We start from the raw sequence: 21420 nt of genomic DNA, 5'->3' as shown, positions 1-21420 counted from the left end.
GAGGGCGGTCTTCTGTAAGGCCGCCCTCTGTTATCCACGCCCTTGAGGTGAAAACGATGGACGTTTTCCAAACCATGCGGTTTTTCATGGCTGTTGCTCAGAGCGGCAGTTTTACGGCGGCAGCCGAGCTATTGGACACCACGACAACCAACGTCTCCAAAGCCGTTTCCAGTCTGGAGGCCAGGCTTCAAACCCGCCTGATTAACCGCACCACCCGACGCCTGGCGTTGACCGAAGCGGGTGTGCGCTACTTGCAACGATGCGAGAAAATTCTGGATGAGGTACGTGAAGCCGAGGAGGAAGCGGGAACCGCTCACACCCGGCCCGTGGGCAGGCTGAAAATTCACGCCATGTCAGCCATCGGTAATCACTACGTGATCGATGCCATTGCCAAATACAGAGAGACTCATCCCTCGGTCATGTTTGATTTGACGCTGACCAATCGGCTACCTGACTTGCTCGAGGAAGGGTATGACATGTCGATTGTTTTAGCGCGGGATCTGCCCGATTCGGGGTTTGTCGCTCAGCGGCTTGGCATCACTTACAGCATTCTCTGCGCCTCGCCAGCTTATCTGAAGAAACGCGGAATCCCGGACTCTCCGGGTTCTCTTGGTACACATGATTGCTTGAGGATTGTTAATACGGTAATGCCGGTTGAACACTGGGCATTTGAGGGGCCTGAAGGTGCGGAGTCAATCAACGTCCCATTGTCTCCTTTTCATATCAATACGGCTGATGGAATGACTGTCGCGATAACAAACGGGATGGGCATCGGTATTCAGCCGATTGCTTCTGCGGTCAATGGCCTCAGGGCCGGCACGTTAGTGCGCGTGCTGCCGGAGTATCGGCTTGAAGAGTTGAATCTATTTGCAATCTACCCATCACGAAAATTCGTGGATGCGAAGACAAAGACTTGGGTGGAGTTTCTTAAACATCACATCCCGGGCATGTTGGCATCCGATGAAAAAATCGTAGGTTCGGGAAAAAATATCAGTTATTGAGTGGGTTGCACCGCAGGCATGGAGTGTCGACCCTCCATCGTCCGCACGGTACTCAACCGTTTGAACATCCAGTGCCCATCACTTGATATTGCATGACATGCCGTTGATTGTGAGAGTCTTCATAGGTCATTTGCACCGGAACCGGTTTGCACTCGTCCGGAATCTCTGAGAGGTAAATGACTTTCTTAATGTCGAGCTTCGTTTCGTACGTGTAGATCTCAACAGGTGCTTTACTGGTCGCGTTAGTTGAATGGCCATCGTCTGCAAAGGCGTGTGCGCCTATACCGGCAAGTGCCAGAAGCACCGCAATCTTTAAAATTTTCATTTTATTCACCGTATCGTCCTAGGTTGACTCTGCGTCCGAGATGATCGTAAAGGTCATATCGGATTTGCGAGTTGCTACCTCGTGAGCGAGTGGATACTTACTCCATTTGCTCACTGGGTAGAGACGATGTTAGGTGTTTGAACTTCTTTCAAATAGCAGCCGACTGGACAAACACTGTTGCCGGAATTCGCATGAATGGCCCAAAGATCGCAGGCTCCTACAGGGCATGGGTACGGGTGTACTCAACCTCTGCAGGAACCTGCGATCTTTCTATTTTTGGCTACCCGACAAGGGTGGGGTGCGCGGTGGGATCAAGCGTTTCGTCCCCGTCGACTCGAACGCCGAAGCCAGGCGAAGCAGCGTTGAATCGTCATAGGCGCGACCGGCAAATGTCAGCCCGACGGGCATGCCGATATCCGGCATGACACCCATCGGCACCGTGACCGTTGGGACGCCCAGGTGGCGGATGGCGAGATTGCCGTTGGCAACCCATACCCCGTTACTCCACGCGATATCGGCAGACGCCGGATCGACATCGGCATTCGCCGGCCCAACGTCGGCTACCGTCGGGAAAATCACCGCGTCGAGCCCCAGCCGATCCATCCATTCCTCCAGATCGATTCGACGGGTCTGTTCCAGCCCGCGCAATCCATCCGGCAGCGTGTCGATCTGATCCCACGGCGTAATACCGCGTTCGGCCATCCGCACGTACTCGTCCATGCCCGCGGCAAGATCGCCCTCGCGGTTGGGCAGCGTCCCCGGGTCGTGGGGGAAAATCAGCGGCCCGTTCACGTCGATCAGGCGATTGAGTTTTGGATCGCCGTTGGCTCGCAGAAAATCATCGAACGCCCAAGCCGTCAGATCCCACAACTCATGGTGCAGGAACTCTTTGGATACCAGGCCCCGGTTAAACACCGTCGGCGCGCCAGGACGATCGCCCTCGCAATTGGAAACCAGCGGGAAATCGACCTCGAGCACTTCAGCACCGGCCGCTTCGAGTGCCTTGCGCGCCTGCTCCCAGAGCCCGATCACGGAAGGGCGGGTGTTGATGCGCTGGCCCGTCGGCCCACCGATGCCAGGCGCATCGCTGGTGCCCGCGTCGGGATCGGCGTTGATGTACATGCGAGGCACGCCGAAGCGCTTTCCTTTGAGCGCATCGCTTTTCGCGGCCAGCGATCCGTAGGAAGCGGGGCGCACCGAAGCGACACTCGGAATTGGCACCCAAGGTTGCATCCGCCACAGATCACCGCGTGTGTCGGGATCATCGGCCACCACCACATCGAGCACTTCGAGCAAGTCCGCCATTGTCCGGGCAAACGGCACCACCACGTCCATGGTCGGCGTCAACGGCCAGTTGCCGCGCACCGAGATCACCCCGCGCGAAGGCGTATAAGCACACAAGCCATTGTTTGAAGCAGGGCCACGTCCGCTCGACCAGGTTTCTTCTGCCAGGCCAAATGCCGAAAAACTGGCGGCGGTTGCCGTACCGGCGCCGTTCGATGAGCCCGAAGCGAAAGGGGCGGTGAGGTAGTCGGCGTTGTACGGACTCTCCGCACGGCCATACACCCCGCGCTGCATGCCGCCATTGGCCATCGGCGGCATATTGGTCTTGCCCAGGCAGATCGCCCCGGCGGCGCGAAGCCGTTCGATGGTGAACGCATCGCGATGAGCGATCAGGTTAGCGAAGGCGGGACTTCCAGAGGCGGCGGTCAGCCCCTTCACCAGATAACTGTCCTTGGCCGTGTAGGGGATGCCATCGAGCGGCCCCAGCGTCTCGCCCCTGGCCCGACGAGCATCGGACGCCTGCGCTTCGTTGAGCGCATCGGGGTTGCGCACCACCACCGCGTTGAGGGCGGTGGGCGTATCGGCGCCGTCGTAGGCGTCGATCCGGGCGAGATAAGCCTGCACAAGCTCAACCGCCGTGGTCCGGCCGGATTCGAGCGCGGCACGCAGCTCGGCAATGGAAACCTCGGTCACCTCGATCATGCTGTTACCACCGGCCCGGTAAGGACATCACTTCTCTCAAAACGGGTACTCGAATGGCGTTCACCAACACTCGTCACCCCAACTTTTACAACGTGTACGCAGGTCATTATCAGCGCCTCGAATATTGCTCACCGGTGAGAAGGATAACTGAAGTCCGCTTCTTTCATGGAGCCTTGATGCTGTCCTGCGGGGCAGAGTTGATGGTTGAGCGCTTGGGGGCCGATAGCCGATCCGTCTACTTCAATCTGCTGGTCAGGTTGCAAGATAAGCGGCCTGTGAATCATGAAGCGGGCGCGCAATGTTGAGTGCCTGTTTGATTGCCCGTAGTTCCGACCATGTCAGTCGTCTCCTGCCAAATTCGTAGAAGGTGCCACCTGGGTCAATGTGAACCGAGAAAAGCCCGATTATCTCTTCGTTAGCCATCTCGACGATCAATTCCATATGGACTTCGTGCGGGGTACTCGCCGTTAGATAGGTGAACCCTTCAACAACGGCACTCCCACACCAACTCACTTCATCCCACGCCAGGAAAGGTCCTTGTGCACTTCCAATCGTTGACAAATGCCAGGACGTTGCGTCTTCCTGAAGAGCTTGAAGTACCGTCAGAAATCGCTCGCTGGAAAGGATGTCGAGTTCATACTTGCGCTTTCCATAATGAGGATGCGTGGCTTCTACTGGCGGCTCTGACGCTTGAGCCGCGCCGACTACGTTCGCATTCAAGAGGTGGCTTAGTGCAATTTCTGAAGGTTGGTCACTCCAGCCATTCAGGTTGGAAGCGGGAGGGAACCAAATGAGCAGTATGGTGTCGCCGGGCAGTAAACTGTCCGTGTTATCAAAGAACGCGAATGTGTTTTTGCCCACTGTTGGCAAAATGTCTTTCAGGTTGATTACCGGAGCGCTGTAATCAACGCCAAGATCCTCGGACCAGAACAATGGGCAGTAGGTTTTCATCTGTGAAAGCATCTGTTGTTAAGCCCCGTCACTCGACCATTGGATTCTTGGCCATTGGATAATAACGGGTCGCTCTTATTCAGCAATGGCGGGTTTTGGGCCTGAAAGCTGCCGGTCACCAATGGGCACTATCGACCCAAGTCAACCTTCAGAGCAGATCATCGCAGGTGTTGTTTATGCAAACGAAGGACGCCCGCATGGAAAACGCTGAAAAATTGCTGCACCTGTCTCCGGTTGACTTGTGACAGAGTGTTTCAGTCAGGCAACATGCACGGCTCTTGTTCCAGGGAAGATGCCCATGATTGCTGCATTGCAGAGCGCCGCTGCGCAAATTCGCCAGGCCGTTCGTGTCGCCACTGAAGGCTTGGTGGGGCGCGAGCAGTTGGCTGAGCTGATTGTTCTGGCCGCGGTTGCCCAGGAGCACATTTTGGTGATCGGTCCGCCGGGTACAGCCAAAAGTGCGGTGGTGCGGCGAGTTGCACAATCGATGGGGGGGCGCTACTTCGAATACTTGCTGGGTCGTTTTACCGAACCTTCTGAACTGTTCGGCGCGGTAGACCTGAAAAAGTTGCGTGAAGGTACGGTGGAAACCGATGTCAGCGGCATGCTTCCGGAAGCCGATATCGTGTTTCTCGACGAAGTTTTCCTGGGGTCTACGGCAATCCTCAACACGCTGCTGGGGGTGCTTAACGAACGACGCTTCCGTCGAGGTCATACTCAGATCCAGTGCCCGCTGCGGGTCTGCGTCGGGGCGGCCAATGGTCTACCGGACGACGAAGCCCTGGCGGCATTCGGTGATCGATTCCTATTGCACCTGTTTGTCGAGTCGGTGCCGGATAATCAGCTGGAAGCAATGTTGGCGGGGGGATGGCAGTCCGAGCAACGGCCGGTTCAGCAGTTGCTCGGCTTGAGTCAGCTAGACACCCTCGGTCAGGCTTTGAAACAGGTTGACCTTACTCTGGTTCGTCCCTCATTGGCCCAGGCCATTCGCCGTCTGCGGGAGGCCGGTATCCAGTTGTCGGATCGACGCATTGTCAAATCCCAACGGCTGATCGCTGCTGCCGCCTTGCTTGGTGGGCGTCTTGAAGCCAGCGACGCGGATCTGTGGCCGCTGTTGTATGTATTACCGACCAAAGAAACCCAGCAGCATGGCCGCGAGGTGCTGCGTGAAATCTTTGCACAGTCCAGCAACAGCCATTTGTTCAGTGCCGTGGAGGAGGCGACCTTGCAGCCAATGTCGCGGCTCAATCGTCTGCTGGAAACGGCCGAGGAGTACCTGACTCGTACCGAACCGCCAGCCAGCCCCTTACTGGAAGGTCTGCTGCGGGAGATCGACGCCAACTTCAATAGCCAGACCATGCCGGCGCGGTTGCAGGAAGTGCGTGGGCAAATGACCCGTCTGTTGACGCCCACTGTATGAGTGTCTCAGCAAAGGGCTGGGCCTGGCGGCCTCGGCTAGCGCCTGCCGAACCGCAGGCCGCTGTGGCCTGGGGCGATGCCGCCCGGCGCCTGCATGCACGGTTGCTGCTGATACCCGCAGAACAGGGAACGCGCCTGCAAGTCACCGCCAATCGCGACGCGATGGTGGTGTCGGGTGCTGCCAGCGATCTGCCCTGGGTTGACGGTGTGGAATACGCCGCAACGGATGAACGTGCACCAGGGTTATGGCTGCCCACCAGTTGGGAGCCCGATGTACCGACTGATCTGGTGGGGCAGGCGTTGTCGACGGGGTTTTCACGCTCACCATTGTTGCTGTGGCGCGACCCGCCGGCGGTGATTCCCCTTGATCGACAACTTCCAGTGACTGCGCAGCATCTGCAGCGAATCGCTGCCTATTGGGCGGAGCGCTGATGCAGTTGCCCGAATCCCTGCACCCCTGGCGGCAATGGCTGGAATGGTTTGTCCCCGAGCAATTGCCGCTGTTCGCCGACCTGTTGGGCCGTCTCAACCCGATGCTGGGTCCATTACGCGGGCTGCAACAGGGTGGTGTTCCCGAGCCCGATGGCCTGGGCGATCTGCAACGCCATGGCCCCTATGAGCGACTGTTGTCCAGCGAATGGTTGCTGGCCGACGAAGTGCCCGACGAGTTCATGCGCCGGGCGGCGGTGGGCGAGCACATGTTCCTCGCTCCGCAATATCGCGCCCATCAGGCGAACCGCTTGATTGTCGTCTTGCTGGATGCCGGCCCCTTGCAATTGGGCGCAGCTCGCCTGGTTCACCTCGCTTTATTGATGTTGCTTGCGCGGCGCGCCCAGGAGGCCGGGGCCGAGTTGCGCTGGGGCATCCTGCAAAGCGTGCCTCGGCTCCATGAGCTCGACACCTCGGCGCAACTCAAGTGCCTGCTCAACGCCCGCACCTATGAGGTGGTTGGCGAGGAACACTGGCAGGCCTGGCGCGTCTGGCTGGCCGAGCAGCAACCCAATGTCGGGGAGTGCTGGATTGTTGGTCAGCGTTTACCCAAGACTGACAACCAGTCCTGCACTCACCGGGTTCAGGTGCATCGCAGTCTTGACGGGCAGAGCCTGTCCTTTGAGTTGCAGGTCACGACCACCCGCCGTGTATCGCTGCCGATGCCTGACGAGCGTTTGGCCTTGCAGTTGCTTAAAGGCCAGTTTGACGGTGAGGTGGTGGTCGCTCCACCGCTTAAAGGCAGTGTGCCGCGTGTCTCCCTGACCTTGCTGCCAGTGATTGCCAGCGCGGGCACTCATGTCGCGATGAAAATGCTCGACGAGCAAGGCATGGTGGTGATCAAGCTGCCGGCAGCCAATCAGAAAAAGCCGCTGGAGATTCGCCGCCACCTCTGGAAGGCGGGACAGGTTCCACTGACCGTCACTTTCATGCACAGCACGCTTGGCGCGGTGTTGAGCGATCAGTGGCAACTGTCATTCTGGAATATGCCTGGGCTGAAAGCCGTTGATAAGCCAGACCCCAAAGAGTTGAAACTCCCGCCCGGCACGGGCACGTTCCAGCCCGTGGCCTGGTTGCGCAACAGCACGACAGGTCGTCTGTTTCTGCTGGATACCCAAGGTCACCTGGCATTTTGGGCGGTGGAAACCGGTAGGTCTCCCGCACGACCGAAGACCGGGCAAACCCACCGCTTGACGGACGGGGTGGTGGGTCTGGCCAAGGTCACCAAGGAAAGGGTGGCTTATGTGCGCAATGATGGCGGTCGGTTGTATGCCCATTCGGTCGACGCCTACGGAACCGTATCGCCCGCCCATGTGATTGGCGTCGCCGAAGGTGTAAGCCAGGTGCTGTTTGCCGCCAGTTCACGGTGGCGCGGTTCTTTCGGTGGCTGTGCGTTGCTCTCTGTCGAGAATGGCCGCGAGACCTGGCGGGTCATCTCGGCCACTGATTGCCCGGTGCAGATGGAACGAATTGATCTGGCCGGAGGCTGGAAGGGCCTGGGTTTACTGCTGCAAGAGGGTGATGATCACTATTGCCTGGTATTGCTCAGTCCCAATCAGCAATCTATCGCCCTGTATTGCGACGGGGAACAGGAGGTATTGTTTACGACGTCCCATGCCATGACTAAGGTCAGCTTCTGCCCCCTCAGTGGTCTGGTCGCGGCCTTGACCAGCGCCCGAGAGTTGCTGGTGTACTCGGTTCCTCTGCGCACCCAGCGCCTGCAAGTGTTTTGTAATGAGATACCGGAAAAACTCAAGGAAGGCGCCAATGCTTGAACATGCCGCAGCATTGATTCGCCGTCCGGTGCTGACCGGCCATCAGCAGATTGAAGGGTTGTGGTTTACATGCGAGCGCTATAACGAGGGCGAGCGCGCACGATTGATCCTCAACCAGTGGCAAACCGGCGCCAGCGTCTACCGTTTCGCCGACGGCGACTTGCTGCGCTTTCGCCAGCCAGTATCGGTTCAGTGCGAAGCGCTGCTCGGGTGGCCGCTGATCCGTCAGGGCCGTGCCTTGTGCTCCGCGCTGCTGGCCCCGCAGGAGATGCGCAGCTTGCCCGCAGCCGATGTCTGGCTGGTACGTGGCAGCCATGTCAGCGCCTTGCAACTGCGCGATGCCACGCCGCTTTCACCGGGGCAGTGGATCGACGTCAGCGGTTACACCTTGTTGGACACCTATGACTGTCACAGCACACTGCCGGAGCCGGTGCTTGAACCTCTGGCTGTGTCATCCGATGTTCGGGAGATCCTTGGCGGTAAGCTGCGGCCGGTCAGCCCTGAGCGGGAAGGGGTGATGCAGGCGCTGCTGGAACGCCAGCGCAATGCGCCAAAAACCATACCCCGTCAAACCAGCACTCCAAAGGACAGTGGCTGGAAGAATACTGAAGACTCATCAATGCCGTGGTTCAAACTCGGCGTCAGCGTTGTATTGTTGGCGGCTGTGTTCTGGATGGGCTCCCACGACAGAAAACAAGGTGTGCACACGCAGCCTCCGAGTCCGGAAACGGCTGTGTCGTTTGATGTCAACACTGTGCTACTGGGGACGTTGATCAGCGCGGTGCTGATTACGATGTTATTGATGGGCGTACGCAACGTCTTGCCTGGCGCAACGTCTGGGCAACGTGCGGCACCACGAACTCCGGCCCAGCCGCCGCTCGCACCGCGTGCCACACCGGTCAAACACAAGCCTGCCGCCTGGCGTCGCTGGTTGACGCGTCTGACCCTCCATTCACGCCTGTCCGCGCTGTATGGCAAGCATCAGGCCGCGTACATGCGTCGCATGTTGGAGATGTTCGAGAGCGGTGACCTGGAAGAAGCCCTGCGCCACGCCATTCCGCTGGGCAGCGAGCAAAGCAGCGGTGAACAGGCGTTCGGTACACCACAACGGCGTCAGGAACTGACGATCAATCAGCACTTGGGACCCAGTCGCTCGATAATGTTCGAGGAAGGTCTGGAAGCCCGACTCAAGCAAATCTACCGACAGACGTTCGAACGCCTGGACCGCGAGGGCCGTATCGAAGAGGCGGTGTTTGTTCTGGCCGAATTGCTCAAGGTGCGCCAGGAATCCCTCGATTATCTGGAAAAACACGGCCGTCACCAGCAAGCAGCTGACCTTGCCCTGGCGTGGGACATGCCCGCAGCGATGATCGTGCGTCTGCTGTGCCTGGCAGACAACTGGCAGCGTGCGTTGCTGGTGGCCCGTCGTGACAATGCCTTTGGTGACGCGGTGGTGATGCTTCAGGAGAAGTGGCCAGAGAGCGCCGACCGTTTGCGTCTGGAATGGGCCGAAGCCTTGACCGGCAAGGGGCTCTGGCTGCAAGCCGTGGATGTGATCTGGAGCCTGCCTGCCGAGCGCGAGCGGGCCGCGCAATGGTTGCTCAATGCCGAAGCCGCCGGCGGACGTCTGGCCATCGGTGCGCTGGTCAAACGGGCGATTTTATTGCCCGATACCCTGGTGGCCTACGGGACTTGGGTCGAGCAGCTACGGGACGACCCCCAGCGCTTCATAGAGCGCGCCGCCTTGGCCGAAGCATTGTTGCAGCACAAGACGCAGGCCGGTGCATTGGCTTGGCTCACCCGCGCCACGGTACACGCCATCATTGCCGATCAGGCCTGTGGCCACGGGCGGTTGACCCAGAATCAGCTGCAAGCGCTGGTCAAAATGAGCAAGGACAAACTGCTGCAAGCCGACCTGCCGAGCCAGTCGCTGGTGCGTCCCGCCGTGCGGTCCCTTGACGACGTCGTCACGACTCTTGAATGGTCGGCGCCAGCGATGGGCAGTCGGGCCATTTTCGATGCGGTGCCGCTGGAAGATGCACGGTACTTGCTGGCCCTGGGTGAGGCTGGGGCAGTGGTCATCGACGCAACTGGCAAGACGCTCTTTCATTTCCCGGTGCCTGCGCAGTCGATCGTCCTGGCCCATAGCCGGCAGATGGCGCTGGTTCTGTCCCGACGCGACGACGTGTGGCGAATCAGCAAACTGGACCTGGTCAACCGCACCGCGACGGATCTGGGCGTGCTGATGCTGGATGTGTTCGCCAAGTCATTCGATGGTACGGCGTGGACTATCGGCCGCGGGCATCAGTTGCGAGTGGTTGACGTTGACCGCGGGTTTGAAACTCTGTGGCATGTCAGTGATTTGCCCGGTCGGATTCTGAGTTTGAAGGACGATTCGCAAGGTGAGTACCTATGGTTGTCTGACCCTCAGCATGGCAGCCAGCTTTGGCACTATCGCCTGCCTGATCGCCGGCTGGTCAGTCGTGAGCCGACGCCGGCGAGGATTCACGAGGATGGCTTCCAGCTGTTCAGCGCATCCAGCGAGGTCGCTGAATTCCGGATCAAGCCCGAGAGAGAGGACGACCCCATTCTTGTGCTGGAGCAGAGCGGCAATCGCAAGGGCTACCGTTTGTTCGACTGTGTTGAAGGGTTGGCCTATGAGGATCCGGTACGTCTGTTTCTGTGCGACCACTGGCTGTTGATTGGCTATGTCGTCTCCGACCAGGACACCCGCTGGCAATTCATCTACCGCAGCAGTGACCGCCTCTGCGCTGCGCTGCAATGGCCGCTGCACGATGTGCAAGCACGATGCCTGGGCGCCGACTGGTTGCTGTTCGACCACCAGGGCAGGCTGAGCCACATCAATGTCGATGATGCTTGCCAGTGCAACATGTCCCTCAACTGACCCGTCACTGGACAGTCCACCCCCGTATGAGTAGCGTGCAATCCAAATATCATCTGGTTAGAGATAGTTCATGGTTTCTATGGCTGTTCAGGAAGAGGTTCGAGGTCGTCTTCGCCGTGCTGAGGACGAGCATGAAGCGAAAGTGCTTTTAGCCGTTGAATCAGGTAGTCGCGCTTGGGGATTTGCCTCTCCCAATAGTGACTACGACGCACGATTCATTTATGTAAATAAACCTGAGTGGTATCTCTCGGTCGGCCTTGAGGAACAGCGCGACGTCATTGAGTATCCGATCATTGACGACATGGACATCAATGGTTGGGATCTGCGCAAGGCACTGAGGCTATTCTGGAAGTCCAATCCAGGCTTTGTGGAGTGGATACAGTCCACCATCATTTACGAGCACTCAGGATCTTTTCACGAGCGGGTCAAGGAGTTACTGCCGCAGGTGTACTCGGTCGAGAGTGGCATCTACCATTATCGCAGCATGGCCAAAACCAACTACAGGGGGTATTTGCAGGCCTCCCAAGTACCGCTGAAAAAGTATTTTTACGTACTGCGTCCCTTGTTATCGGTGCGGTGGCTGGAGCAGTTTGAGACGCCAGCTCCCATCGAGTTTGACAAACTACGTGGCGTCATCGAAGGAGAGCCCGAACTCCAGCAAGCCATCGATGACTTGCTCGCGATCAAACGCGCGTCTCCAGAGATGGGGCTATCGCCCCAGATCATACCCATCCAGCAATTCATTGAGCGTGAGCTGTATCGACTTGAAACCATCAAGCCGACCCGTAGCGAGCGCAAAGAGGTAGAGCCGTTACTTTCCGAACTGTTTCGTTCTGTGCTGAAAGAAACGTGGGGATGAGTCGGACAGCCCGGGCACCAGAATCAGGTTTCGGACGGGGGAGCGGCCCAGTGCTTCACCCCTGTCACTCGGGAGCCAAATCGCCGTACCAGTAAGCCGCCGTGACGCCGCCATCCATCAGAAAATCGCTGCCGGTAATGAACGTGCCCTCAGGCCCCATCAGCAGCGCGCCCACGGCACCCACCTCATCCGGTGTGCCGCCGCGTCCTGCCGCGCTCAGTTCGATCATGCGTCGGTAGCCCTCACCGCGTGGGCCGCTCAATTCGTCCCGCGCCAGAGGTGTAAAGATGATGCCGGGGCTGATCGTATTGACCCGCGCGCCGCGTTTACCCCAGCGCACCGCTTCAGCCATGACTCGCAACGAGTTGCCACGCTTGGAGATCTGGTAGGCGTTCAACGGATCGGTGACTTGATCGGCTTGCAGCATTGGAAGCGCGAGCAAGTCGTCCGCCGGGGTGGTTGCCAGCGCTTTGTTTTGTTCGGCGCTCAACGCGGGTAAGCGGTGGCCGGATTGTGAGGCGATCACGATCGCGGAGCCGCCTTCGGCGATGACGTTGCCGAACTCCTCAAGCACGACTGCCGTGCCATATAAATCAACTCGCAAAATGGTGGCCGCCGGCGCTTGAGAGGGTGAAACCCCCGCGGCGTGGATGACACCGGTGATATCGCCAATGGCCGTCGCGGTCTGCACCAGCGCCTGCACCGATTCACGAGAAGAGACGTCTACGATGGCTGTGGTGACTTCGAACCCTGCCTCAAACAAGACCTTTGCCGCCGCGTCGGCGTTCTCCTGCCGCAGATCCGCCAGCACAACGTGCTTACCGGCACTGACTCTACGGGCAATGGCCTGACCGATTGAGCCGGCACCAATAACGACAGTCACCTTCGTAAGATTTTTCATGGGTCTATCTCTCATCAGGTTGAAATGGACTAAACCGGTTGATGGCATAATCGTCGCGGGTTCATAACCAGGGCGTATAAATGACCACTGAAAGCTACGACCAACTCGCGATCTTCGCGGCCGTGGCACAGGAGCGCAGCTTTACCCGCGCTGCAGCCAGGCTCGGCATGTCGCAGCCCGCGTTGAGCCGGGCCATGCGTCAGCTGGAGGAACGACTGGGCGTCAGGTTGCTTGCGCGCACCACTCGAAGCGTTTCCCCCACGGAAGCGGGTGAACATCTGCTGCAGGTAATCGCTCCCAGGTTCGAAGAAATCAACAGCGAGTTGGCACTGCTCAGCGAGTTCCGCGACAAGCCGGCAGGCAAACTGCGTATCACGGCCGGCGAGCATTCCGCGATCACGATCCTGCAACCGGTGCTCGCGAAGCTGCTGCCCGACAATCCCGATCTCAACATTGAGATCATTGTGGACTACGGCCTGACCGACATCGTGGCGGAAGGCTTCGATGCCGGTGTCCGCCTGGGTGAGCAGGTCGCCAAGGACATGATCGCGGTGCGCATCGGCCCCGACATGCGGATGGCGGTTGTCGGCTCCCCGGAGTATTTCTCCCGTCACCCGAGGCCAAAAGTCCCGAGCGATCTGATGCAGCACAACTGCATCAACCTGCGCATGCCGACTTACGGCGGCATCTTCTCCTGGGAGTTCGAGAAGAAGGGGCAAGCACTGAAAGTGCGCGTCGAGGGTCAACTGGTGTTCAACAACATCGCCATGCGCCTGGATGCCGCTCTCAAGGGGCTGGGGCTGGCCTACATGCCGGAAGACCTGGTGCAGACACATGTCGCGCAGGGGCGGTTGATTCGCGTACTGGCGGACTGGTGCGAACCGTTTTCGGGGTACCACCTCTACTATCCAAGCCGTCGCCAGAGTTCTCCCGCCTTTACGTTGTTGCGAGATGCCCTGCGCTACGCGGGTTGATTCCTGACTCATGGCTGTCCGGCGGTTCTAGCCAACGCCTCGCGGGCACGCTGGGCGGCATCGGCATCGCCGTGATCGGCCAGCACCTGGATCAGCTGACGCAATTGCGCAGCGCTCAGGCCGACCCTCATGCTGGCGGCCATGTGCGAGCGCAGTTGCGGCTCCGCGCCGGGCGTGGCGGCCAGTGCTCCGACGGTGGCCAGCTCGCGACTTTGCCAGTCCAGGTTATCGCGCTCGAAAATGTCGCCGAACAAATGCGCCTGCAGGTACTGGTTGATAACGGGGGCGAAGTCGAACAGCGGGCCCTGGACGGGCGCGCCCGCAATGCGCGTCTGGTTAGCCTTGCCCACCGCCAGCAATTCATCGCCGCTGGGAATCACCCCAGCGGGCTCGTGTCCCGGGGCATCGTGGATGCCGCGTTGTTTGCGTTCCTCCAGCACCTTCATCAGCTCGCCGATGGCGTTGAGGCTGCGCGGAAAGCCGACGTAGGCATAGAGTTGCACCAGGATTTCCTTCGCCTCGTTGACGGTCAGGCCCGCGTCAAGCCCTTGGTTCAAGGCGGCATTGAGTCTGGGCATGTTGCTCGTGGCCATGAACGCCGCAATCAACGGGATGGACTGCTGCCTGGCGGACAGCACCTCGGAAACGGGTAGTTCGGCGGACATTGCTTGCGGCTTCACCGGACTTTGCGCATTGGATGGGTCATCGGTGACTTTCTCCAGCCATTGCACGCTTTTACCATCCACCACGCCGGTTACGGCCAAATGGGTCATGGCGCTCGTCGGTGCAGCACCATGCCAATGCTTGACGCCCGGAGGGCAGACGATCACGTCGCCCGGATGGATTTCCTGTACGGGCTTGCCCCATTCCTGTGTCAGCCCCACGCCGGAAACCACTACCAATCGCTGTCCTGCGGGATGGGTGTGCCAGGCCGAGCGCGCGCCCGGCTCGAAGGTGACATAGGCGCCGGATGCATTGATTTCGCCGCTGGCGGGAAACAACGGATCGACGCGCACCCGCCCGGAGAAGTAATCCGCCGGTCCCGTTGCCGAAGCCTGTGTGCCGGCGCGGATGATCTGCTGGGCGGCCAAGGATTCGCCGGCAGTGTCCGGTTGGCTGGCCGCGCTGGCGAAGGGCGTCGCGGCGCACACTGCGATCCCGAAAAGGGTTTTGTTCATGATGACGGGTCCTCAGGTCAGAGTGTTCTGGCGTAAAACGCAGTCAACTTGCCCATTGCCGCGTCCACATACGCGGGCACCCAATAGGTTTCGATGTGGGTTGCGCCATCGATCTTGAACAACGCCTTGTCCTTCGTGCCGGTAGCCTTGGCGAACGCATCCTCGGTCATGTACAGGCTGTCAGCCTTGCTGCCGGCGATCATCAGCAGCGGCTGCCGGATCAGTTCAATCTGGTCGGTGGCGTCGAAGCGCATCAAGTCCAGCAAGCTGCTCATGGTGTACTTGAAGGTCGAGTTGGGATGCGCATGCGTCTTCCAGTAATACTCGTAACCCTGGCGATACAGATCGAACGGCAATTTGGCGATCTGCTCATCCGTCAGGTTGGCATCCCCGGCATAGAGAATTTCCCCGCCAGCCGCTTCCTGGGCTCGGGCAGCGGAAGCCTGCTCCAGACGTTGCTGGACAGTGTCCAGTTGCGAATCGTTGTAGCCATTGCGACGAACCCGTCCGGAGTTGAACATGCTCACCGTTGCAATCGACTTGAATCGCTTGTCGGTTTTCGCCGCGGCCAGCGAGTAGCCGCCACCACCGCAGATGCCGAGCAAGCCCAGATGCGCACTGTCGACGCCTGGATAGCGGGCGATGAAGTCCGCCATGCCATGGATGTCCTCGATGCGGTAGGCGGGTTTGTCGACGTTGCGCGGCTGACCGCCACTGGCCCCTTGATACGCCGCATCCGCAGCGATCGTGATGTAACCCTGTTCCGCCAATCGCTGGGCATACAGACCGGCGACCTGTTCCTTCACCCCGCCATTGGGATGCGCCACGACGACAGCGTGGTATTTTTTCCCCGAGTCATAGTTCGCGGGGGTGTAAACGTTGGCGGCAATGTCCAGGCCGTTGAGCGTGTACGTGACCGGGTGAATGTTGACCTTGCCCGGTTCGTTCTTGGTAATCGCGCCGCCGTAGGTCAACGTGAAAGGATTCTGCTTGTAGTCCGCGGCCTCAACCTCGGCTGCCGAAATCCCGACCATGGCGGCGAGGAGGGTGGCCTTTATCGTTGTTCGCATCGTATGAGTACTCCTGCTGTTTCCTGTTTCTGAAGGGCACGGCAGCCATCGCCGTGCTCGTAGTCAATCCAGATGTTTCTCTGCAAGGAATTTCGAAACCAGATCCGCGATCTCGACGTTGTTGAGGTCCGAGAACGGGAAGTGGCTATTGCCCTTGATCCCGATCTCCGGCAAATGGATGAGCGTTACGTCACCGCCATGGCGATTCACCGTATCGCGCCACAGGCGTGCCATCTCGAGCCGGGCGCGCCAGCTGTCTTGTGCCGGTAAACGAACCGGTTTGGCGGGGATGTTGTCGCCATAGAAGATGACGATGGGGATGCGGGTCAGCGCTTCGAACTGCGTCGTCGATACGACATGGGCGATGAGTGTGTCGAACGCGCTGGGAATCGGCGCGGGAACCTCTCCCTCTGGAAACACGAAGCTGCTGCCCGGTTCGAACGCCACGATGGCCCGCACGTTATGGCTCTTGATCGCCGTCAGCCAACCGGGCCCGCCACCTTGCGAGTGGGTGAACAGGATGGCGGGGCCGGTTTTATCCAGCAGGGCAGATACGCCATCGGACACGACCTCAATGTCGTAGGGGCCGGTGTTGGGCGTCATCGAACGGAAGAATTGCTCCTGCGCTTCCTGCCCATGCGGAAACTGGCTGCCCTCGAAAGTGTCGGGCCACAGACCGATGCGGAACTGGTTGAACCACATCTGCTCGTCGGCAACCGGTTTGATTGTCGTTTCAACCAGGCTGCGGCCCGCATCGCCACGCCGTGGCTGGTCGATCAGATACGTTGCGAAGCGGCGACGCAGAAAGATGTTCTGGAACCCTTCACGTCCATCGGCCGTGGTCTCCCAAGACTTCGCGGACTGTCCGGCGCCGTGCCACATGACAATTGGCAGCGGGCGAGCGTCAACCGGGACCTGGTAGAACGCATACACATGGTCGCCGTGATAACTCTGGCCGTCGGGTTTCATGGGGTGGTAGGGATCGAAAACGCCCGGCTGAGCGATCAGCCCACCGCCGGCAATCAGGCTTCCCTGATCCTTGATGACCAGCGGGCTGCGATCATCCGCACCAGCGACCGCACCGGTGCACAGAGCGAAACAAAGGGTGCCCGCCCGAGCTGCTGCGGGCATGCATTTGCGGAGGATGTCTGGGGTCATGGATGGCTCTCGATTTGAAATCGCAGAGCAGCAACTTACCCTTGGGCTATTGATTGATAAATGGTGCTAATCGTATAGGACTGATATCAAAATCACATAAGTGTGGTGTGTACCAAAAAAAAGCGAGGTGCTCAGCACCCCGCTTTTTTTGGGGCTGTCGGGCTCAGCTCCCAGCCTGTTTATTCAACGCCTCCTCAGCCGCGGCGATTTCTGCCTGGCGCTTGATGATCATCTCGCCCACGGGCGGGCCCTGGAAGCGTCGTTTTTCGAAGCTGAACCAGATGATTGCCGTCAGAATCAGAAAACCGATGGTGATGTACAACGCCCAATCGTTCGGCGGCTGGATGCCGATGACGAAGATCAGCACCATTGAGAGGACCGAGAGGATGGCGAACAACGAGTACAGCGCGCGCCCCATATTCCACGGTCCCATGTGCGGCCACTTCGAGGTCCCGTAGGTAAACAGGCCCAGCACGATGGGAATGATGAACGAGAAGAACAGGAAGATCACCGTGCAGGAAACCACGATCGTGTACACCGGTGTTTCTCCGATCGACACCAGCGACGATCCCCAGACGAACAGCACCGCAAGGGTGGCACCGGTCCAGATCGCCGCCACCGGGCTGCGATGGCTCGGCGAGACCGTGGCCAGTGCTTTGGAGAAGGGCAGGCCGCCGTCGCGGGAGAACGCGAAGATCATGCGTGAGACCGAGGTCACGGTCGCCAGCCCGCAGAGGAACTGCGAGATGAAAATCGCCACGTAAAGCGCCATTTTGATCGCCGGGTTCACCTGGGTGTCCATCGCCCAGAAGAACACATTCCAACCCTGCTTCGCCGCTTCATCCATGTTCGGCAACATCAGTACAAACGAGCAGAGCATGATCCAGCCGAACAGCAACGACCAGGCCACCGACGAGACCATCCCGATCGGCACCGACACGGCCGCCTTGTGGGTCTCTTCAGACGTATGAGCGGAGGCGTCATAGCCGGTGATGGTGTAGATCGGCAAGAGCAGGCCGAGCATGAAAATCCAGCCGTTCGACACCTGTGGCCAGACAGCGCCGCCGGCCGCGCCGGAGTAGTTGCTGAAAGTCACCAACCGGACGAATTCATAGCTGGGGGCGGCGATCAGGCAGACGATGGTCAACGCGGTTGCCGTGGCAAAGATCAGATAGCCCGAGAAGTCGGTGAGCTTGGCGGTCAGGCCGATGCCGAAGTGATTACACAAGGCCTGGATGCCGGTCAGGATCGCCAGGAAAACGATCCGTGTGGGGATCGTGTCTTGCATGCCCAGGGCCGGTCCGAAGGCGCCGAAAAAGAAGTAATAAGTGCCGACGTTGATCGCACCGAGCACCGTGATCAGCCCCAACAGATTGAACCAGGCCGTCAACCAGCCGGTGAAGCGGTTACCGAGAATCGAGCCCCAGTGATAGAGGCCGCCGGCGGTGGGGTAGGCCGAGGAAATCTGCGCCATGGCCAAGGCGAAAACCCCGGAGATCAGGCAGCCCAGTGGCCAGCCGATACCGATGGCCGCGCCGCCTGCACCCGAGGTGCCCTGTGCCAGCGAGTTGATGCCACCCGAGAGGATGCAGATGATCGAAAAGGAAATGGCGAAGTTGGAGAAAACACCCATGCGTCGCGAGAGTTGCTGGGCATAGCCCATGCTGTGCAACACCTTGAGGTCGTCGTCTTGTGGCGCAGTGGCGCCGGGTTGGCTTACAGGACTCATAATGTGTGCCTTGTCAGGTTTGATACACATCCATCCGCGTAGTGCGTTGCCGAATGGGACTGTCTTCAACCCCCTGTCGTACTGCTCCTGCGTCTAATGGATAAAACCAATCCATGCCCCGTGGCCATAGATGGACGACCGTTCTAAAGACGGCCGTGATAAGCCGCTTCGAATATTTCTGCCGCGCCATTTCGTGTCAATGGCAGCGGATTACCGCCGGCGCAGGGGTCGACAATCGCCATGTCGGCAATCAGGTCGGCTTGCTGATCATCCACCCCCAGCTCCACCAGCGTATGCGGCACGCCAATGTCCTTGCGCAGCTTGAGGACAAAGGCCATAAAGCTGTCGAAGCCCGGGGAGGGCAGGCGCAGGTACGCCGCCAGACGGGTGATGCGCTCCTCGATGGCCGGGCGATTGAACTTCAGTACATAGGGCATGAAGGTGGCATTGGTCATGCCGTGGTGGGTGTCGTACAGGGCGCCCACCGGATGCGAGAGGGCGTGCATTCCTCCCAGGCCTTTCTGGAACGCGGTGGCGCCCATCGCCGCAGCCGCGAGCATTTGCGCGCGCGCGTCGAGGTCGGAAGGGGTGTGTACCGCCCGCACCAGGGCATTGGCCACCAGGCGCATGCCTTCCACCGCGATACCTTCGGCCATGGGATGAAAACCGGGGGCGCAGTACGATTCCAGGCAATGGGAAAACGCGTCCATGCCGGTGCCGGCGGTGACCTTGGCCGGCATGCCGACGGTGAGGGCGGGGTCGCTGATGACTACACGCGGCATCATCTTCGGGTGGAAAATGATGCGTTTGGTGTGTGTGCGCTCGTCGATGATCACCGCCGCACGACCCACTTCGGAACCAGTGCCCGCAGTGGTCGGCACCGCGATGATCGGGGCGATGCTGCTTTCGTCGGCGCGTGTCCAGTAGTCGCCGATGTCTTCGAAATCCCACACCGGTCGGGTCTGGCCGCTCATGAACGCGATGAGCTTGCCCATGTCCAGGCCACTGCCACCGCCGAACGCCACCATGCCGTCATGGTTGCCGTCGCGCCAGGCGTCGAGCCCACCCGCGAGGTTAGCTTCAACCGGATTGGGTTTGAGGTCGCAGAACAGCGCGACACCGAAGCCGGCGGCGCGCAAGGATTCCAGCGCCGCTGTGGTGATCGGCGCACGTGCCAGGCCGCTGTCGGTGACCAGCAACGGTCGCTGGATACCTTGGCTGCGACAGACCTCGGCCAGCTCGGCGATGCGGCCGACACCGAAGCGGATGCTCGTGGGGTAGTTCCAGTTCGCGGTCAGGCTCATGGCTCAGATCTCGTGGCGCAAGTGGAAGGATTTGGCTCGGGTCAGGTGCTCATAGCCCAGGCGCGACAGCGTTACGCCGCGCCCGCTGTTCTTCACCCCGGTCCAGGCCAGGGCCGGGTCCAGGTAATCGCAGCGGTTCATGAACACGGTGCCGGTGGCGATCTCGTTGCCGATGCGTTCGGCGGCGGTCAGGTCTTGCGTCCAGATCGAGGCGCTGAGCCCGAACTCGCTGTCGTTCATCAAGGCGATGGCTTCGTCGTCGCTGGCCACCGGCATGATGCCCACCACCGGGCCGAAGCTTTCCTCGCGCATCACCGCCATTTGATGGGTGACGTCCACCAACACCTGCGGCGCGAGGTAGGCGCTGCCCGGCGTGTCGGCGGCAAAGTCCTTTGGATCGATCAGCGCCCTGGCCCCGTGTGCCAGCGCATCGGCGATCTGCTTGCGAACGAACTCTGCGGCGCTCGGTGTGACCAGCGGCCCGAGGGTGGTGGCTTCGTCCAGCGGGTTGCCCAGCACGTATTGGCGGGTCAGGGCAGCGAAGCGCTCGACAAAGGCCGGGTAGATTTTTTCATCGACATAAATACGTTCGACGGCGCAGCAGCTCTGCCCGGAGTTGAAGAAGCTGCCGTCCACCAGGTTTTCCACCGCATGCTCAAGGTTTGCGTCTGCACGGACATAGGCCGGGTCTTTGCCGCCAAGCTCCAGCCCCACGCCGAGGAAACCTCCAACGGCTGCGTGTTCCATGGCCTCGCCGCCGCTGACAGAACCGGTGAAGTTTACCTGCTGCACCCGTCCAGAGGTAATGATCGCCGCCGCATAGACATGACTGAGCAGCAGGTTATGGAACAGCCCTTCGGGCAGCTGGGCGCGACGAAAGGCTTCGGCGAAACGCTCCCCGACCAGCAGCGTTTGCGTGGCGTGTTTGAGGATCACGCTGTTGCCCGCCATCAGCGCCGGGATGATCGTATTCACCGCCGTCAGGTAGGGGTAATTCCATGGTGCGACGACCAGTACCGTACCCAGCGGCTCGCGTTTGATATAGCGCTGAAAACCCGCGACAGGCGCGGGTTCCAACGCTGCCAACGCTTCAGGCGCAATGGCAATCATGTGCCGGGCACGTTCTTCGAAGCCGCGCAGCTCACCGGCACCGAAGCGTACCGGGCGACCCATTTGCCAGGCCAGTTCCGGCACGATCTCATCCTTCATCGCCAGCATCGCGTCCACGGCAGCGCTGCAAAACGCGGCGCGTTCGCTCAGTGGTCGGCGTTTCCATTGCGCCTGGGCGGTTTCGGCCGCCGTCAGGGCTTGCTCGATCTGTACCGCATCGGCACGGCGGCGTTCGGCATAGACCCGGCCATCGACCGGGGAGATGAGTTGAACGGTCTCAGTCATG

17 protein-coding genes are annotated in these 21420 nt (G+C 59.9%); 7 read left to right on the top strand and 10 right to left on the bottom strand.

Annotation, left to right across the window (positions count from 1 at the left end):
• Nucleotides 1-56 precede the first annotated feature (56 nt).
• Nucleotides 57-1001: a LysR family transcriptional regulator gene (locus ACEN9A_RS17755; RefSeq protein WP_258668948.1), complete on the top strand. Its 945-nt coding sequence runs from the start codon at nt 57-59 to the stop codon at nt 999-1001.
• Between the two features lie 52 nt (nt 1002-1053).
• Here the strand turns inward: ACEN9A_RS17755 and ACEN9A_RS17750 are convergent, their stop codons facing one another.
• From ACEN9A_RS17750 to ACEN9A_RS17740, 3 genes are all read right to left on the bottom strand, one after another.
• Entirely contained in the window at nt 1054-1326 is a 273-nt protein-coding gene (locus ACEN9A_RS17750; protein ID WP_258674193.1) for a DUF2790 domain-containing protein, read from the bottom strand.
• A gap of 270 nt (nt 1327-1596) precedes the next feature.
• On the bottom strand, nt 1597-3312 hold the full coding sequence (locus ACEN9A_RS17745) for an amidase (RefSeq protein ID WP_258668947.1): 1716 nt from the start codon (nt 3310-3312) through the stop codon (nt 1597-1599).
• Between the two features lie 252 nt (nt 3313-3564).
• A complete protein-coding gene (locus tag ACEN9A_RS17740) occupies nt 3565-4263 on the bottom strand; it encodes a hypothetical protein (RefSeq protein ID WP_258668945.1) in 699 nt (232 codons plus the stop codon).
• Nucleotides 4264-4561: 298 nt separating this feature from the next.
• On the opposite strand from ACEN9A_RS17740, the gene ACEN9A_RS17735 reads away from it, so the two are divergent.
• The 5 genes from ACEN9A_RS17735 (at nt 4562) to ACEN9A_RS17715 (ending at nt 11710) form a co-directional block, all read left to right on the top strand.
• Nucleotides 4562-5683: an AAA family ATPase gene (locus ACEN9A_RS17735; protein ID WP_258668942.1), complete on the top strand. Its 1122-nt coding sequence runs from the start codon at nt 4562-4564 to the stop codon at nt 5681-5683.
• Entirely contained in the window at nt 5680-6114 is a 435-nt protein-coding gene (locus tag ACEN9A_RS17730; protein ID WP_258668940.1) for a bpX5 domain-containing protein, read from the top strand. The genes ACEN9A_RS17735 and ACEN9A_RS17730 overlap by 4 nt, the downstream gene beginning before the upstream one ends.
• A complete protein-coding gene (locus ACEN9A_RS17725; protein WP_413387286.1) occupies nt 6114-7946 on the top strand; it encodes a hypothetical protein in 1833 nt (610 codons plus the stop codon). Before ACEN9A_RS17730 ends, ACEN9A_RS17725 begins: the two co-directional genes overlap by 1 nt.
• Nucleotides 7939-10851 carry a bpX6 domain-containing protein gene (locus tag ACEN9A_RS17720; RefSeq protein WP_258668937.1) on the top strand — a complete coding sequence of 971 codons (2913 nt, stop codon included), beginning with the start codon at nt 7939-7941 and terminating at the stop codon, nt 10849-10851. Before ACEN9A_RS17725 ends, ACEN9A_RS17720 begins: the two co-directional genes overlap by 8 nt.
• Nucleotides 10852-10921: 70 nt before the next feature.
• Nucleotides 10922-11710 (top strand): nucleotidyltransferase domain-containing protein, encoded by a 789-nt coding sequence (locus ACEN9A_RS17715; RefSeq protein ID WP_258668936.1) that lies wholly within the window; start codon nt 10922-10924, stop codon nt 11708-11710.
• 64 nt (nt 11711-11774) lie between these two features.
• Here ACEN9A_RS17715 and ACEN9A_RS17710 read toward each other — a convergent pair whose 3' ends face one another.
• Nucleotides 11775-12611, bottom strand: coding sequence for an SDR family oxidoreductase (locus ACEN9A_RS17710; protein WP_258668935.1), 837 nt, complete (start codon nt 12609-12611; stop codon nt 11775-11777).
• An 80-nt stretch (nt 12612-12691) separates the two neighbouring features.
• Here ACEN9A_RS17710 and ACEN9A_RS17705 point away from each other — a divergent pair, with 80 nt between their 5' ends.
• Nucleotides 12692-13585, top strand: a complete 894-nt coding sequence (locus ACEN9A_RS17705) for a LysR family transcriptional regulator (protein WP_258668934.1) — start codon at nt 12692-12694, stop codon at nt 13583-13585.
• 8 nt (nt 13586-13593) lie between these two features.
• Here ACEN9A_RS17705 and ACEN9A_RS17700 read toward each other — a convergent pair whose 3' ends face one another.
• From ACEN9A_RS17700 to ACEN9A_RS17675, 6 genes are all read right to left on the bottom strand, one after another.
• Nucleotides 13594-14763 (bottom strand): (R)-mandelonitrile lyase, encoded by a 1170-nt coding sequence (locus ACEN9A_RS17700; RefSeq protein WP_258668932.1) that lies wholly within the window; start codon nt 14761-14763, stop codon nt 13594-13596.
• Between the two features lie 17 nt (nt 14764-14780).
• Nucleotides 14781-15833 (bottom strand): alpha/beta hydrolase, encoded by a 1053-nt coding sequence (locus ACEN9A_RS17695; protein WP_258668929.1) that lies wholly within the window; start codon nt 15831-15833, stop codon nt 14781-14783.
• 63 nt (nt 15834-15896) lie between these two features.
• Complete coding sequence (locus ACEN9A_RS17690; protein WP_258668927.1) at nt 15897-16991, bottom strand: alpha/beta hydrolase; 1095 nt, start codon at nt 16989-16991, stop codon at nt 15897-15899.
• Nucleotides 16992-17154: 163 nt separating this feature from the next.
• A complete protein-coding gene (locus tag ACEN9A_RS17685) occupies nt 17155-18720 on the bottom strand; it encodes an amino acid permease (RefSeq protein ID WP_258668926.1) in 1566 nt (521 codons plus the stop codon).
• Nucleotides 18721-18863: 143 nt separating this feature from the next.
• Nucleotides 18864-20024, bottom strand: coding sequence for an iron-containing alcohol dehydrogenase (locus ACEN9A_RS17680; protein ID WP_258668925.1), 1161 nt, complete (start codon nt 20022-20024; stop codon nt 18864-18866).
• 3 nt (nt 20025-20027) lie between these two features.
• The gene (locus ACEN9A_RS17675) at nt 20028-21419 is read right to left on the bottom strand and encodes an aldehyde dehydrogenase family protein (RefSeq protein ID WP_258668924.1); all 1392 of its coding nucleotides are present in this window, start codon (nt 21417-21419) and stop codon (nt 20028-20030) included.
• Nucleotide 21420: the final 1 nt, after the last annotated feature.

The organism is Pseudomonas sp. Pseusp18 (assembly GCF_059506005.1).
The sequence above is the reverse complement of the archived record's forward strand: the minus strand, read 5'-3'. Positions and strand labels throughout refer to the sequence as shown.